The sequence below is a fragment of the Myxococcus sp. XM-1-1-1 genome, from assembly GCF_020037095.1.
Lineage (GTDB): Bacteria > Myxococcota > Myxococcia > Myxococcales > Myxococcaceae > Myxococcus > Myxococcus fulvus.
Genome location: NZ_JAIQDH010000031.1, coordinates 48,285 through 64,385 on the forward strand (window position 1 = coordinate 48,285; position 16,101 = coordinate 64,385).

The 16,101-nt window shown below is 70.0% G+C and carries 11 protein-coding genes; 10 read left to right on the forward strand and 1 reads right to left on the reverse strand.

Going from position 1 to position 16,101, the window contains the following annotated elements; translation table 11 throughout:
* Positions 1–31: 31 nt before the first annotated feature.
* Positions 32–1,231: a cyclic nucleotide-binding domain-containing protein gene (locus K8640_RS38055; RefSeq protein WP_370640437.1), complete on the forward strand. Its 1,200-nt coding sequence runs from the start codon at positions 32–34 to the stop codon at positions 1,229–1,231.
* A gap of 9 nt (positions 1,232–1,240) precedes the next feature.
* Here K8640_RS38055 and K8640_RS38060 read toward each other — a convergent pair whose 3' ends face one another.
* Entirely contained in the window at positions 1,241–1,630 is a 390-nt protein-coding gene (locus K8640_RS38060) for a hypothetical protein (protein WP_223751579.1), read from the reverse strand.
* Positions 1,631–1,814: 184 nt separating this feature from the next.
* Between K8640_RS38060 and K8640_RS38065 the strand changes: the two genes are divergently transcribed.
* The 9 genes from K8640_RS38065 to K8640_RS38105 all read left to right on the forward strand — a co-directional run bounded on the left by K8640_RS38065 (position 1,815) and on the right by K8640_RS38105 (position 16,101).
* Positions 1,815–4,115 (forward strand): serine/threonine-protein kinase, encoded by a 2,301-nt coding sequence (locus K8640_RS38065; RefSeq protein ID WP_223751596.1) that lies wholly within the window; start codon positions 1,815–1,817, stop codon positions 4,113–4,115.
* Positions 4,116–4,201: 86 nt separating this feature from the next.
* Positions 4,202–5,194, forward strand: coding sequence for a glycine--tRNA ligase subunit alpha (gene glyQ, locus K8640_RS38070; RefSeq protein ID WP_046713338.1), 993 nt, complete (start codon positions 4,202–4,204; stop codon positions 5,192–5,194).
* On the forward strand, positions 5,184–7,289 hold the full coding sequence (gene glyS, locus K8640_RS38075) for a glycine--tRNA ligase subunit beta (protein WP_223751580.1): 2,106 nt from the start codon (positions 5,184–5,186) through the stop codon (positions 7,287–7,289). Before glyQ ends, glyS begins: the two co-directional genes overlap by 11 nt.
* 144 nt (positions 7,290–7,433) lie before the next feature.
* A complete protein-coding gene (locus K8640_RS38080; RefSeq protein WP_223751581.1) occupies positions 7,434–8,906 on the forward strand; it encodes a YncE family protein in 1,473 nt (490 codons plus the stop codon).
* Positions 8,903–11,068 (forward strand): hypothetical protein, encoded by a 2,166-nt coding sequence (locus tag K8640_RS38085; protein ID WP_223751582.1) that lies wholly within the window; start codon positions 8,903–8,905, stop codon positions 11,066–11,068. Before K8640_RS38080 ends, K8640_RS38085 begins: the two co-directional genes overlap by 4 nt.
* A gap of 63 nt (positions 11,069–11,131) precedes the next feature.
* The gene (locus K8640_RS38090; protein ID WP_223751583.1) at positions 11,132–11,998 is read left to right on the forward strand and encodes an FHA domain-containing protein; all 867 of its coding nucleotides are present in this window, start codon (positions 11,132–11,134) and stop codon (positions 11,996–11,998) included.
* Positions 11,999–12,110: 112 nt separating this feature from the next.
* Complete coding sequence (locus tag K8640_RS38095; protein ID WP_223751584.1) at positions 12,111–12,647, forward strand: prepilin peptidase; 537 nt, start codon at positions 12,111–12,113, stop codon at positions 12,645–12,647.
* A 46-nt stretch (positions 12,648–12,693) separates the two neighbouring features.
* Entirely contained in the window at positions 12,694–14,142 is a 1,449-nt protein-coding gene (locus K8640_RS38100) for a type II and III secretion system protein family protein (protein ID WP_141332561.1), read from the forward strand.
* Between the two features lie 174 nt (positions 14,143–14,316).
* A complete protein-coding gene (locus K8640_RS38105; RefSeq protein WP_223751585.1) occupies positions 14,317–16,101 on the forward strand; it encodes an ATPase, T2SS/T4P/T4SS family in 1,785 nt (594 codons plus the stop codon).

Here is a 16,101-nt window from a genome sequence, read left to right on the forward strand (position 1 = left end):
TCTGGCGGCCAACCGGGCCGGAGGATGAGACATGCCAGGAGCCACAGTGGGGCTTCGCGTGGGGGGAGCACGCATGGGGACGGATGCAGAAGGGGCGTTGCGCGCCGTGCGGTCTTTGGTGGAGCTGGAGGACACGGAGCAGGCAGCGCAGCTCTACGAGGAGCTGGGGGCCTCCCAGCGCGAGCGGCTGCGCAAGCAGGCCGCGCAGGGGCCGGTGAAGGAGCGACGCGGGTTGGTGGAGGTGCTGCGACGCGCCCGGGACTTCCTGGGCGCCGCGCGGCTGATGGACGGCAGCGGTGACGACGCCGTGGCCGCCGATCTCTACGTCCAGAGCGGCCAGTACCTGGAGGCGGCGGAGGCCTGGCTGCGCGCGGGTGAGTCCGAGCGCGCCGCGTCGGCCTTCGAGCGCGCGGGGGCCCTGGAGCGCGCGCTGGAGGTGTACCGCGGCCTGGGCGCGCGTGAGTCCATGGCGCAGTGCCTGGTGCGCCTCAAGCGTCCCTTCGACGCGGCGGACCTCTACCGCGAGCTCGGTCAGCCCCACGCGGAGGTGGAGACCCTGGGCGGCGTGACTCCCGAGGACCCGCGCTACATCGAGGCCGTGCTGCGCATGTGCCGGCTGCTGGACGTCGAGGGCTTCACGCACCGCGCGCTCGCGGTGCTGGTGGACGCGCTGACCAGCTCCGACGTGGCGCGGGCCGAGCCGGCGATGGTCACCGAGCGCGCGCGCCTGTTGCGTCGCATGGGCATGAACGCGGAGGCGGAGGCGGTGCTCGGCCGTCGCAACACGCCCTCCACCACGCCCGTGGCCAACGGCTATCGCTTCCTCAAGGCCATCCCCATCTTCAGCGAGCTGTCGCTGGAGGACATGAAGGACCTCTACCGGCAGGCCCGGCAGGTGGTGCTCGCGCAGGACTCCGTGGTGCTGGAGAAGGGAGAGCCGGGCGTGGCGCTGCTCGTCCTGATGGAGGGGACGGTGGACGTCTTCAGCGGCCCGGAGTCGGACGCGCGGCTGCTCAACTCGCTGGGGCCGGGGGAGTACCTCGGGGAGATCTCCCTGGTGCAGGACGCGCCGGTGTCCGCGCACGTGCGGGCGCGCACGGCCGTGCGCGCGCTGCGCATCAGCCGCACGGCCTTCGAGCACTACCTGGACACCCACGAGGCCGCGGCGCTGCGCATCTACCGCCTCTTCACGCAGAACCTCGCGGCCCGGGTGCGCGCCCTCAGCGCTTGAAAAGGCGGCTCACTTCCAGGAGCAGCCCTTGATCTTCTCGCAGAAGGCCGCGTTCGTGGCCTTCGTGCACTCCATGGCCAGCCCCATGCACCGGTTGGTGGAGTACGAGTAGGAACAGCCGGGCTGGCTGTTGCAGAAGACGCTCGAGTACACGCCGCAGAAGGTCGCCTTGCCGGTGCACTGGCCGCCCTTGCTCGGCGCCGCGTCCTCCGCGGCCTGCTCCGTGTCCTCCTTCACGGGTGTTTCCTGCTTCGCGCCGTCCTTCTTCGGGGAGGACTGGGTTTTCGTGTCCTTGGGGGCCGCGGCCTGTTCGTCCGCGTGCGCGGGAGCACAGGCGATCAGCACCAGGGTGGCGAGCATTCCCACGAGGAGTCGAGGCTGCGCTGCGTGGCGAGACATGGGCGTCCTTTCGGCGAGGGGCTCGGCTTTCGCCCCGGCGTGATGAGAACAGCGCACTGTAGAGGACTCCTTCCGGGCGTGGGGAAGAGGGCACGGCGGGTGGCTCGGCTCACCCAGGAGGTGGGTCCTTTTCGCGCGACTGTCATCGACGTGGACGCAGCGCGCGGCTAACATGTCCGGCTTCATGGCCAGGCAGGATGGCGCCAGCGAAGATCCCGACCGGGGGCGGCGCATTGGAAAATACGAGATCCTCACCCGCCTCTCGATGGGAGGAATGGCGGAGCTGTTCCTCGCCTTCACCTCGGGGCCGGGCGGATTTCGCAAGTTCGTCGCCGTCAAACAGATCCTCCCGGACATCAAGAAGGACGAGCAATTCGTCCAGATGTTCCTGGATGAGGCGCGGATCACCGCGGCGTTCTCGCACGCGAACATCGGACAGGTCTTCGACCTGGGCGAGGACGGCGGCGAGCTGTTCCTGGCGATGGAGTTCCTGCCCGGGCAGAACCTGGAGCAGGTCATCAAGGCCGCCTCGCGGCGCCAGTACGGGCTGCCGCTGGGGTTCATCGGTCGGGTGATCCGCGACACGTGCCTGGGGCTGCACTACGCGCACCACTTCACGGACCCGTCGGGGCGCTCGGTGGCGGTGGTGCACCGGGACGTGTCGCCGAAGAACGTGATGCTCACCTACGACGGCGTCGTCAAGGTGATCGACTTCGGCATCGCGAAGGCGAGAGGGCGGCTGGGGCGCACGCAGGTGGGCACGGTGAAGGGGACCAGCGGGTACATGTCCCCGGAGCAGGTGCGTGGCCACGCGATGGACGGCCGCAGCGACCTGTTCTCCGTGGGCGTGATGCTCCACGAGATGCTCACCGGCCAGCGGCTGTTCAACGGTCCGCACGAGGCCGCGGTGATGTTGCAGATCGTGGAGGCGGACGTCACGTCGCCCCGCGCCGCCAACCCGGACATCCCGGAGGCGCTGGACGCGGTGGTGATGCGCTCGCTGGCCCGGGACGCGGCGCAGCGCTTCACCAGCGGCCGTGAGATGGCGCGCGCCATCGAGGCGGCGCTCGGCCCCGAGCTGTTCGATGAGGACGGCGTCACCGCGGTGATGGGCGAGCTGTTCGAGGAGAAGCGTCAGAAGACGCGCACGCTCCTGGAGCTGGCCAGCCGCGCCGAGGACGCCCGGGTGAGCGAGGCGGCCGGCGAGCTGCAGCAGGACGACGTCGGCGAGATGGGCGCCACCGCGCAGCTGCCGACCCCGACGATGGCCCGCACGGTGGCGCGCTCGGATGGGAGCAGCGCGCCCAAGCCGACGCCGCAGCGGCGCACGGATGGGAGCAGCGCGCCCAAGCCGGTGCCCCAGCGGCGTCCGGCCACGCCCACGGACCCGGAGGTCCCCACCCGCGCGGGCAGCGGACCCAAGCCGGTGCCGCAGCGGCGTACGGGGGCCGAGGCGGCCTCGACGACGCCGCGTGCCCCGCGCGCGCTGCTGGAAGCGGGCGGCACGTCCCGCACGCCGCGCCCGCGTCCCGCCGCGCGCGAGGAGCCGCTGGAGGACGTGGACTCGCTCGATGAGCCGAGCGACCTGTCGACGCAGCAGTTCCGCACCCGTCCTCCGCGCCCGGGCGCCGGCTCCTCGGGCCGTGGCCGGGGCGTGTCGCGCTCGGACACGCCGGTGCAGACGCCGGCCGCGAAGCCGAAGTCCCGCTGGATGGGGCGGCTGTTCCTGCTCGTGCTGCTGGGGGCCGTGGGCTGGGCCTCGACGCAGCCCATGGTCCGCGCCCAGTTCGTCCCCGCCTTCGAGTCCGCGAAGGCCTGGGTGAAGGCGGAGCTGGATCCGCAGCCGCCCGCGGACCCCACGCTCAACGCCGCGTGGCCGCCCCAGCAGAAGCCGGGACCGCCGCCGGGCTTCCCCGGCACCACGCCCGCGCCGGACCCGCGTCCGGGCGCCCAGGCGGAGGCGCCCTCCGCGCCGGAGCCCACCGCCCAGGTCGAGACTCCGCCCGAGCCGTCCCCGGCCGCGCCCGACGTGCGCCCCGCGTCCACCTCCACGGCGCGCAAGGGGAAGGAGACGCCGAAGGAGGACCCGGCCCGGACCGCCGAGGCCTCCAAGCCCGTCACCCGCAAGCCGCGGGTTTACGCCGGCAAGGAGAAGCCGGAGGATGAGCCCGTCACCACGGTGACGAAGGACCCGGACGCGCTGGCGGAGGTGATGGACACCAGCACGCCCAAGGGCGCGGCGAAGGCCGGGCTGGGGTGGATCACCCTCTACACGGTTCCCCGGGCGGCGGTGTTCGACGGCGCCACCCAGCTGGGCACCACGCCGCTGTTGAAGTTCCCGCTGCCGGTGGGGACCTACACGCTGCGGCTGGTCGACCCCACGAGCCCCGACGGGGTGAGCCGGCGCCTGTCCGCGCCGGTGAAGCCCGGCGAGGTGACCAAGCTGCAGATTCGACTGGCGGACCTCCCTCTGTACAAGGAGTGAGCGCCGTCCTTGACGCCCTCGGACCCCCTCAATAGGGTCCGCGGGCTCTTTTCCTTCGACGCACTGCGAGAAGGACACCCATCGCTATGTATTTCCAGGACCTCATCTTCACGCTCCAAAAGCACTGGGCCGACCAGGGCTGCCTCTCCACGCAGCCGTACGACCTCGAGGTCGGCGCCGGCACCATGGCCCCGACGACGTTCCTCCGCGCGCTGGGGCCGGAGCCCTGGAACGTGGCGTACGTGCAGCCCTCGCGTCGCCCCGCGGATGGCCGCTTCGGTGAGAACCCGAACCGGCTGTTCCAGCACCATCAGTTCCAGGTCATCCTCAAGCCCGCGCCCAAGAACGTGCAGGAGCTGTATCTGGAGTCGCTGCGGAAGATCCGCATCGACCCGCTCGAGCACGACATCCGCTTCGTCGAGGACGACTGGGAGTCGCCCACGCTCGGCGCGTGGGGCCTGGGCTGGGAGGTGTGGTGTGACGGGATGGAGGTGACGCAGTTCACCTACTTCCAGCAGTGCGGCGGCTTCGACTGCAAGCCCGTCTCCGCGGAGCTCACGTACGGGCTCGAGCGCATCTGCATGTACCTGCAGAACGTGGAGAACGTCTTCGACATCGAGTGGGTCAAGGGCGTGAAGTACCGCGAGGTGTTCCACCCGAACGAGGTGGAGATGAGCCGGTACGCGCTGCAGGAGTCGGACGCGGCCATGCTCTTCTCGCTGTTCGATGCGTACGAGAAGGAGTGCAAGCGGCTCATCGAGCGGCAGTTGCCGCTGCCCGCGTACGACTTCGCGCTGAAGTGCTCGCACACGTTCAACCTGCTGGACGCGCGCGGCGCCATCTCCGTCACGGAGCGCGCGGCCTTCATCAAGCGCGTGCGCGACAACGCGCGGCTGTGCGCGGAGGGGTATCTCCAGATGCGCGAGCGGCTGGGCTATCCGCTGCTCAAGACGCCGTGGACGGTGGGGGAGCAGCCCGCCATCCTCGAGGGCAAGGCGGCCAGCGACTACTGGAAGACGGTGCAGCTCAACAAGCCGGTGGAGAAGAAGGAGAAGGCGGAGGTGACCCGTGGCGCGTGATCTGCTCCTGGAAGTGGGCGCGGAGGAGATTCCTGCCTCGTTCATCGCCCCCGCGCTGGAGGACCTGCGCCGGGTGGTGACGGAGCGCCTGGCGGACGCGCGCCTGGAGCACGGTGAGGTGAAGGTCTACGGCACGCCCCGGCGCCTGGCGGTCTGGGTGCGCGACGTGGCGGACGCGGGCAAGGACGTGGTGAAGGAGGTGCTGGGGCCCAGCGCCAAGGCCGCGTTCGACGCGCAGGGCAAGCCCACCAAGGCGGCGGAGAAGTTCGCCGAGGGGCTGAAGCTCTCGGTGGACCAGCTGGGCCGCGCGCAGACGGCCAAGGGCGAGTACGTGTCCGCGCGCGTGGAGGAGAAGGGCCGCGCGGCGGCGGACATCGTCCCGGACGCGCTGCACGCGGCGGTGCACTCCATCAACTTCCGCAAGTCCATGCGCTGGGGTGACGTGGAGTCCTCCTTCGCCCGGCCCGTGCAGTGGCTGGTGGCGCTCTTGGGCGGCGACGTGGTGCCCGTGGTCTTCGGCGACGTGAAGAGCGGCCGCGTGACGTACGGCCACCGCTTCCTGTCGCCCGGCGCCATCGAGCTGAAGGCGCCCGCGGACTACGAGGCCGCGCTGGCGAAGGCGAACGTGGTGGCGGACATCGCCAGGCGCCGCGCCATGCTCGTGGAGAAGGTGACGGCGGCGGCGAAGGCGGCCGGCGGCGCGCTGCTCGAGGACGAGGGCCTGGTGGACCAGGTGACCAACCTGGTGGAGCTGCCCAGCCCCGTGGTGGGCACGTTCGAGGAGCGCCACCTGGACCTGCCACCGGAGGTGCTGGTGCAGGAGATGAAGAGCCACCAGCGCTACTTCTCGCTGGTGGACGGGGCGGGGAAGCTGTTGCCCAAGTTCATCGCCGTGTCGAACACGCCGGTGCGCGACGAGCAGCTGAGCCTGCGCGGCTACCAGCGCGTGCTGCGCGCGCGTCTGGCGGACGGCCGCTTCTTCTTCGACGAGGACCGCAAGACGCCGCTCGCCGACCGCGTGGAGAAGCTGGGCCGCGTGGTGTGGCAGGGGCAGCTGGGCACGTATCTGGAGAAGGTGGAGCGCTTCCGCTCGCTGGCGGTGTGGCTGGCCGGGCAGACGAAGCGGGCAGGGGAGAGCGCCACCATCGAGCGCGCGGCCACGCTGGCCAAGGCGGACCTCGTCACCGGCATGGTGGGCGAGTTCCCGGAGCTCCAGGGCGTCATGGGCCGCGAGTACGCGCGCGCCAGCGGCGAGCCGGACGCGGTGGCCCTGGCCATCTTCGAGCACTACCTGCCGCGAGGCGCCGAGGACGCGCTGCCCACGCAGGACGCGGGCGCGCTCATCGGCATCGCGGACCGGCTCGACTCGCTGTGCGGCATCTTCGCCATCGGCAAGGTGCCCAGCGGCGCGGCGGACCCGTTCGGTCTGCGCCGCGCGTGTCTGGCCATCATCCGGCTGGTGCTGGGGCGGGGCTACCGCTTCAGCCTGTCGGCGGCGGTGGACGAGTCGCTGCGGCTGCTCGCGCCCCGGCTGGCCAACGTCAAGCGCAAGGCGGGCGAGCCCGCGCCGCGCGAGCAGGTGCTGGAGTTCTTCCGCGGCCGCCTCAAGGCGCTGTGGGGCGAGCAGCACCGCACGGACGTGGTGGAGGCGGTGCTCGCGGCGGGCTTCGATGACCTGGTCGCCGCGCAGAAGCGCCTGGAGGCGCTGAGCCTCATCGTCGGGCGGGCCGACTTCCAGCCCCTGGCCGCGGCCTTCAAGCGCGTGGTCAACATCGTGGAGAAGCAGGGCCGCGACGTGGCGGGGGGGCAGACGCAGGCCCAGAAGCTGGTGGACGACGCCGAGAAGCAGCTCCACGCGGCCTTCTCCCAGGCGCGCACGTCCGTGACGGGCCTGCTGCAGGGGGATGATTTCTCCGGCGCCCTCAAGGAAATCACCGGGTTGAAGCCCGTGGTGGACACCTTCTTCGACAAGGTGATGGTGATGGCCGAGGACAAGGAGCTGCGGGAGAACCGCATCCGGCTGCTCACGGAGATTGGCGCCCTGTTCAACCAGGTGGCCGACTTCTCGAAGATCCAGGCCGAAGTCGCGGCCTGAGGCCCTCACGAGGCCGCCTGCCCCCCGGGGGATGGAGCACGTCCCCGGGGGCGCCGGTTCGTCGGCTGCCGTGCGCCCGGGAATGACGCGGCCCCTTTCCGGTTGCCCGGGGGGAGGCCCCTTCCTACACTCCCGCCCCCTCTGATGCGCCCCTACCTCGTCACCTCCGCGCTGCTGCTGCTGTCGTCTTGTGTCGACACCACGCAGAAGCCTCCGCCGTCCTCTCGCCTCGTCTATCCGAGCGGTGTCGCCTTCTGGCGCCCCGAGGTCACCTCGTCCACGAACGGCTTCCTGTACGTGGCGGGAGCCAACTTCGACAAGTGCTACGAATCCGGCGCGGTGACGGCGCTGGACCTGGACGCCCTGGGCCTGCGGCCCTTCGGCAAGGACTTCGCCGACGCGGAGGAGCTCGCAAGCTTCCCCGCGCTCTTGACCGACCTGAAGGTCGACGCCAACCGCAGCTACGTGCGCATCGACAGCTTCGCCGGCGAGATGACGCTGTGGACCCCGCCTGGACGCTCACCCCGCCTGTTCGTCCCGACGCGCGCCGAGGGCAGCTACCTCCAGGTCATCGACGTGGCGGATGACGGGCTGGGCCTGACGTGCGCCCAGTCCACGTCCAACCGCGACTGCCGCGTCAACGCGCTCTCGCTGGTGGGCGTCCCGGGCGCGAACAAGGATGGCGTCCCGGGCGCGCCGGCGCCGCTGGGCGTCACGGTGGACCGCTTCAACCCGGACGGCCGGGTGTGGGTGACGCACACGGAGCTCGTCGGCCCGCAGTCAACGGACGTCCAGCAGTCCGACCTCCAGGGGTACCTGGTGAACCTGCCCGCCGCGGCGCCCACGCGCGAGACGCTGACCACGTCGAGCTTCGTCCCGCTGGGCGTCAACGGGCTGTTGCCGGGCGCGGCGCACTCGGTGGCCATCGGCAGCCGGTACCTGTACGCGTCCGGCCGCAGCTCCGCGACGCAGCAGCTGGGCACGCTGTCGGCGGCGTACGTGCTGCGCCTGGTGGACCGCACCGCGACGGACCGCGTGCTGGAGTCCGACGTGCGGAGCATCTACTCCATCCGCGAGGCGCGCGGCGTGGCGGTGGTGTCCCGTCCCCGGCGCGACGACCCGACGCAGGTGGACCTGGACCGCGAGCGCGTCTACCTGCTGGCGCGAGGTCCGGACACGCTGCTCATCATCGACATCGAGAACGCGCGCGCGGACCTGCCGACGCTGCGCGTGGTGTCCGCGCAGTCGCTGCCCGAGGGCGCCAGCGAGCTGGAGGTCATCCCCCGGGCCGCCGGTCGCGGCAACCTGGTGGCGGTGACGGGCAGCGGCGACGAGGCGGTCTCCATCTACGACGAGGAGGTGGGCCAGCTGGTGGCCCAGGTGCTCGTGGGAGACCAGGACCCGGCCCAGCCCAGCCAGCCCTACGGGTTGACGGCGGACGTGCGGGGCAACTCGGCGCGCCTGTTCACCACCACCTTCGGCGACGGACGCGTCGCCGTCATCGACATCCCCAACCTCGACCGGCCGCAGGATGCGCGGCGGGTCGCCCTGCTCGGCGTGCAGCAGCTCCGCGACACGCGTCAGGGCACCAGCGTGTGTCAGGAGTCCTCCCCGTGAAGCGCGGCACCCTCACCGTCCTCCTCGCGTGCGCCGGGCTGGGCGCCGGCTGCTCGGATACCCAGGCCACCACGGGCTTCGCCGGCCTGTCCGGCACCTATGACCTGACCATGGTCGGCGACCTGGTCTTCGTCACGTCCTCGGACCGCGACGAGCTCCAGGTCCTGGACCTGTCGAAGGACCCCAAGCAGTTCATCCCCGCGCCCAACCCGCTGCAGACGCTGGCCATCCCGGTGCTGGACCGGCCGGACTCGCTCACGCGGGACGTGGGCTACAAGGCCGACGGCTCCGACCATGCGGGCCCGTATGTCTACGCGCGCAGCGCCGGCGCCTCGCAGATCTCCGTGGTGGCCGCGGGCCCGGACCGGCTGGTGCAGGTGCTCCGGCTGGAGGGCCGCAGCCTCATCACCGCGTTCGCGGCGCGCTCTCCCGCGCCCGTGCCGGAGGGCCAGACGCCAGGACCCGGCGTGCTCTACTACGGCATCCAGGACCCGGACGCGCCCTTCGAGGCCGACACCGGCGGCTCGCGCATCGAGCGTCAGTGGGTGCCCGGTCCCGACGCGCTCGGGGCAGGGGAGGTCGTCCCCGCGGCGGTGACGCTGTTCTGTCTGCAGCCGGGGGAGTCCGTGCAGGCGATGGCGGTGCTCCCGAACGACCAGCTCGTCGTGGCCACGCGCCAGGCCACCGGCCTGACGGGCCGCACGCTGCTGGTGCAGGACACCCACCCGGAGACGAGCGTCGACTGCACCACGCCCTCCGCGGCGGTGCGGGACCTGTCCGGCGGCTTCGACAACTTCCCGGTGCGCTACCTGGTGACGCACCCGCGCGTGTCCATCCCCGACAATTCGGAGACGCCGCAGAACGAGGCCCAGGTGATGGAGGCGGGGCAGTTCGTCTTCGGCATCAAGGACGAGCTGTCCTGCGGTGGCGCCACGGAGTGCACGGGTGTGCTCGCCGTGGACACGCTGACGGGCCTGACGGCCACGGACCTGAGCGGCGCGAAGATGCTGCCCATCCGCCCGCCGGACGGTCTGCCCACGGGGCTGGCGCTCATCCCGACGGCGACCCTGCGGCTGCGGCTGGTGGGCCCGGAGGGCACCATCACCACGGACGCCTCCGCGACGGTGCCCCTGCTGGGGTTGATGCCGTCGTCCAACGGCAGCATCACCACGTTCTCCGCGAGCGACCGGCGTCAGTTCGACCTGGACCTGCGCCGCGCCAACGTGGTGGTCGAGGCGCGCAACGAGCAGGAGCAGGTCATCACGGTGGGCGGCGCCTCCACGCTCGTCGACGTGAGCCAGGCGGTGGAGCACCTGTGTGATCCGTCGAATCCGACGGGGCCGAGCGTCACCCGGCGCACGCTGCTCGAGGGCTCGGTGGTGGGCGGGGTGTTCCGCTTCATCTACCAGGGCGCGTTCCCGAGCATGGTGGACCTGCCGCGTGACCTGACCACGCCCACGAGCTTCGTGGTCCCCCAGGCCACCGAGGTCTCCCGGCAGGTGCGGCTCGACGACACCATCGTCCTGGCGAACCAGGACATCCGCTGCACGACGGACCTCAAGGTGACGAGCATCCGGCCCGCGAGCGAGGCCGGCAAGGTGGTGCTCGAGACGACGACGCCCATCCCCGAGGACTGCGCGGAGCTGCCGCTCTTCACGGTGCGCGTCGGCGGGGACCAGCGCTTCGTGCTGGTGAACGACCTGGGCGAGTTCCTGTCCCGCGACGTGGAGGACTCGGGTCCGGGCTACCAGATTCCGACGAGCTATTACTTCCACCCGGCGGACTTCACCCAGACGACGACGGTGCCCGATTCCGCCATCGCCTGTGGCGCGCCTGGCGACATCACGGTGCCGCTCTTCCCGGCCACGCCGCCGCCCCTCACGCTTCGTGCGACCGCGACCAGCGCGCTGAGTCGGGGTGACCGGTTCGTGGTGTCGGTGGGCTCCGGCGTGCGCAACCACATCTCCGGCGTGGACACGTCCTCGTCCTCGGGCGCGGGCCTGGCGTTCTACACGCTGCCGGGGCCCGTGGTGGCCGCCCAGAGTGGCGGGGCCTCCCTGGCCTACATCGCCTACCCCTCCGCGGATGGAATTCTACAGCTGAACCTGAGCGTGATTATCGACAACGCCGTCAACGCGTTCGGCCTGTCCGCGTTCGAGTAATTGGGCGTGGCCAGAGGTGTCTGTTAGAGTCCGGGTCATCCTGTACCGTCCGAGTCAAGACCGATGATCGATCAGAACTCACGCCCCGCCCGCAAGGTCGGTATCGCCGACCACCTGTGGGAGACGTACGAAGACATGGCCCAGCAGATGGGCTCGGACCGCGACGCCCTGATCAACCAGGCGCTCTTCATGTTCGCGCGCCTCAACGGGTTCATCGAGGCGAAGTCCCGGGGGGAGGCGCACGTCGCGCCCGCCGCCGTGGCCGCGCCCTCGCGTCCGTCCCCCGTCGCGGCGGCCCCCGCCGCCCGTCCCTCCGCGCCTCCGGTGCTGGCGCCCGCGCCGGCTCCCAAGGCCGAGCCACCCGCGCCCGTCCGGGCGGGAGGCCGTGGCGCGCCGCCTCCTCCCGAGGAGCGCTCCTCTTCCAACGGCCTGGACAACGACCCCGTCCGCCGCGAGGTGGCCGAGCGCGTGCTGGAGACCGCCGCGGAGCTCGAGCGCCTCATCAAGGGCAAGAACGAGCCGCCCCCTCCCAACGACGAGATGGTCGAGGAGGAGGAGCCGCTGCCCGACCAGGACGAGCCGCCCCTCGAGGACGAGGAGCAGGCCGAGCCCGAGGAGGAGCCCGCCGACGAGCTCGCCGAGGAGGAGGGCGCCGCGCTGTACCTGGTCACCGAGGACGGCGGCGAGGAGCGCATCATCAAGGAGCGCTACGTCATCGGCCGCGGCAAGCACTGCGACTTCGTCATCAACTCCGGCAAGGTCTCGCGCGAGCACGCCGTCATCGCCCAGGAAGGGCATGACTGGATCATCGAGGACCTGGGCTCGTCCAACGGGACCTGGTTCAACAAGCAGCGGATCAAGCGCCGCAAGATCGAAGACGGGGACGAGTACTTCATCTGCAGCGAGAAAATCCGGCTCGTCGTCCGCTGAGACAATGAGATGGCCCTCGTTCCAGGGGGTCTCTCGCTGTTCGCCAATTGACGGGCTCCAGGCGTCCCTGGTTTGATACCGGACGCCTGGACGCGAATGGGACAGGCGACGGATGACGCCTGGACAACTCGCGCTGTGGACGGCCCTTGGAGTGGCCCTGGTGATCTCGGTGGTGACGGACGTCATGCGCCGGGAGATCCTCGACGTGGTCACCTACCCGCTGATGGCGGTGGGGCTGGGAGTGCGCCTCGCCACCGAGGGGGTGGGGGGGCTGGACCAGGGGCTCGTCAGCGGGCTGGTGTCGGGCGTGGGCTTGGCACTGCTGCTGGTGCCCGCGGCGGTCCGGGGGCGGATGGGGTGGGGCGACGTGAAGTTGATGGCCGGGGTGGGCGCCGTGCTGGGGTTCCCAGCGTCGATGGCGGCCGCCGCGTTCATCTCCCTGGTGGGCGCGGCCCAGGCGGTGGTCTCGCTCCTGTGGCAGGGGGCGGCCTGGGACACGGTGGCGGCGGCGCTGCGACGCTGGGCGGTCCGTCTTCGCCTGGCACGCGCGGAGACAGCTCCCTCCACGCAGCGACACATCCCCTACGGGGTGGCCATCGCGCTCGGGACCTTCTGGGCGGTGTGGTGGCAGCAACAAAGCTTGGGTTAGCGCAGAGACTGTAGGCGCAGAGACTTTGGAAGAGGGGACACGCACGATGTTCACACGCTTCACGCATGCCGCCGCCCTGGGCGCGCTCGTTGCCCTGGTTGCCGGTGGCTCCGCCCTGGCCCAGGAAGGCACCACGTTCAGCCTCGGGGTGGGCGCCCAGAAGGTTCTCAACATCCCGGGCCTCAGCAAGGTGGCCCTCGGCGATCCGTCCATCGCCGACGTGAAGACGCTCGGCTCCGGCCAGCTGCTCGTCACCGGCCAGGCCGAAGGCAAGACGACCCTCCTCATCTGGAAGTCCACCGGTCAGCGCACCAGCTACCTCATCAACGTGCGCAAGCAGGACCCCAACGACGTCATCGCGGAGATCAAGCGCCTCTTGGGTGAGATCGAAGGCGTCTCCGTCCGCATGGTGGGTGACCGCATCTACCTGGACGGTCAGGCCTACACCACGCAGGACGCGGACCGCATCGAGCAGGTGGTGAGCCTGTATCCGAACGTGAAGTCGTTCGTGAAGATCGCCCCCAACGCCAAGAAGCTGGTGGCGCAGAACCTCAACGCCGCGTTCCAGAAGGGTGGCCTCAAGAACGTGCAGGCCAACGTGGTCGGCGCGACCATCTTCCTGGAGGGCTCGGTGGAGAGCCAGCAGGACCTCCAGAAGGCGGAGCTCATCACCAAGGCCATCGGCGAGAAGGTGGAGAACCTGCTCGTGGTCGGCATCAAGCGGATGATCCTCTCGGAGGTCCAGTTCGTCGAGATCCGCCGCAACAGCCGCGACCGCTACGGCATCCGCTACCCCCTGGACATCACGGGCACGGCGTCCGCCGCGGCCACGGTGACGCAGGAGCTGTTCCCGGGCACCTTCGGCCAGGGCGGCTCCAACCTGGGCCTGACGGCGGGCGCGGACTTCTCCATCGGCTTCCAGGGCAACGACGGTTACGGCCGTCTGCTCGCCCAGCCCAAGCTGGTGTGCGCCAGCGGTGAGAAGGCGGAGTTCCTGGCGGGCGGCGAGGTCCCGATTCCGCTCATCACCAACAACCAGTTCTCCGTCGAGTACAAGAAGTACGGCGTCATCCTGAACCTGCGCCCCACGGCGGACCGCAACGGCAACATCCAGACGGAGATCGAGGCCGAGGCCTCCGAAATCGACACGTCCGTCGCGGTGTCCTTCGGTGGCTCGTCCACGATTCCGGGCTTCCGCACCCGCAAGGTGAAGACGAACGTCACCGTGCGCCACGGCGAGACCATCGTCCTGTCCGGCGTGTTCAGCCACGACGAGCAGAAGTCCGTGTCGAAGATTCCCGGCCTGGGTCACATCCCCATCGTCGGCGAGCTCTTCAAGAGCCGCGGCTTCGACTCGACCAAGCGCGAGCTGGTCATCTTCGTCACGCCGCGCATCGTCAACCCGGACTCCGACAAGGTCCGTACCATCATCGAGGACGTGAAGAGCCGCTACAAGCAGGCCCGGTCCGAGGTGAACTTCAACATCTTCGACTGACGCCGCGGGCGCCGCTCCGCCGGCGCCCAGGGGCACCGGGGCCCAACTGGGGCCCCGTCACGGGCCGGTTTCCTTCCCTTCCGGGGGCGGGAGCCGGCCCGTCGGCTTTGCGGGCGGGCATTCGGCTGCGACCGACGCTTTGAGGTGGAAGGGGCGCTTGGTAGCATCGGCCCCATGTTTTTGATCACCCTCGCGGAAAAGGGCGGCGGGACCGAGCAGCGTGAGTACCACAAGCCGGAGATCACCATCGGTCGGCTGCCCGGCAATGACATCATGCTCGCGAAGGGCAATGTCTCGAAGTACCACTCCCGCATCGTCGCCAAGGATGGCAAGTGCATCATCGTGGACATGAAGTCCACGAACGGCACCTTCGTGAACGGCAAGAAGATCGCCGCGCCGCAGGTGCTCAAGCCGACGGACCAGATCTACATCGGCGACTACATCATCAACGTGGAGCCGCTGGAGGACGCGGGTCCGGCGATGACGCGCGCGGGCCAGGAGGAAGAGGCCTACGACGACCAGGGTGAGGAGGAGGGCTACCCCGAGGAGGAGCAGTACGAGGACGAGGAGCCCTACGAGGAGGAGCCGCCGCCTCCGCCGCCCCCCCAGCCCGCCGCGGGCCGCATGCCCGCGTCCATGGCGTCCGCGCTGGCGAAGAACAAGAAGAAGGTGGACCCCCGGGTGGAGCGCTACACGCGGCTCCAGAAGGAGATCCACGACCGGCTCATCGAGTACCTCGACCTGCGTCGCATGGACATGGACCGGCTGGGTGACGACGAGCTGTGGCGTCGCACCGAGAAGGCCATCCGCGACATCATCGACCAGATGGAGGCCGATGGTGAGCTCCCGGAGGACGTGGACCGGGAGGAGCTGCTCACCGACGTCATCAACGAGGCGCTGGGCCTGGGGCCCCTGGAGGCGTTCCTCGCGTCGGATGAGATCAGCGAGATCATGGTGAACCACGCCAACCAGATCTACATCGAGCGCAAGGGCAAGCTGACGCTGTCGGAGAAGACGTTCTCCTCGAACCAGGCGGTGCTCGGCGTCATCGAGCGAATCGTCGCGCCCATCGGCCGGCGCATCGACGAGTCCAGCCCGCTGGTGGACGCGCGCCTCAAGGACGGCAGCCGCGTCAACGCCATCATCCCGCCGCTGGCGCTGAAGGGGCCCTGCATCACCATCCGCAAGTTCAAGAAGGACTCGCTGAAGATCCAGGACCTCATCAAGTACAAGACGCTGACGGCGCAGATGGCCGAGTTCCTGGAGATGTGCGTCAAGGCCCGGCGCAACATCGTCATCTCCGGCGGCACCGGCTCCGGCAAGACGACGACGCTCAACATCATCAGCGCCTTCATCCCCGACGACGAGCGCATCGTCACGGTGGAGGACGCCGCGGAGCTGCAGCTGCCCCAGGACCACTGGGTGCAGCTGGAGAGCCGGCCGCCCAACCTGGAAGGCAAGGGCGCCATCACCATCCGCGACCTGGTGAAGAACTGCCTGCGCATGCGTCCGGACCGCATCGTCGTGGGCGAGTGCCGCTCGGGCGAGACGCTGGACATGCTCCAGGCGATGAACACGGGCCACGACGGCTCGCTCACCACGCTGCACGCCAACACGCCGCGCGACGCCATCGCCCGGCTGGAGACGATGGTGCTCATGTCCGGCATGGACCTGCCGGTGAAGGCCATCCGCGAACAGATCTCCAGCGCCGTGCACATGATCGTCCAGCAGACGCGCTTCTCCGACGGAACGCGGAAGATCTGCTACGTCACGGAGGTGTCCGGCATGGAGGTCGACATCGTCACGCTCCAGGACATCTTCTATTACAAGCAGGACGGCTTCACGGAGGACCACAAGGTGCGTGGCCGCTTCGTGGCGTCGGGCTTCGTGCCGAAGTTCTACGACGAGCTTCAGCGCAAGGGCATCCCCGTCAACATGAGCATCTTCCGCGAGGACTGA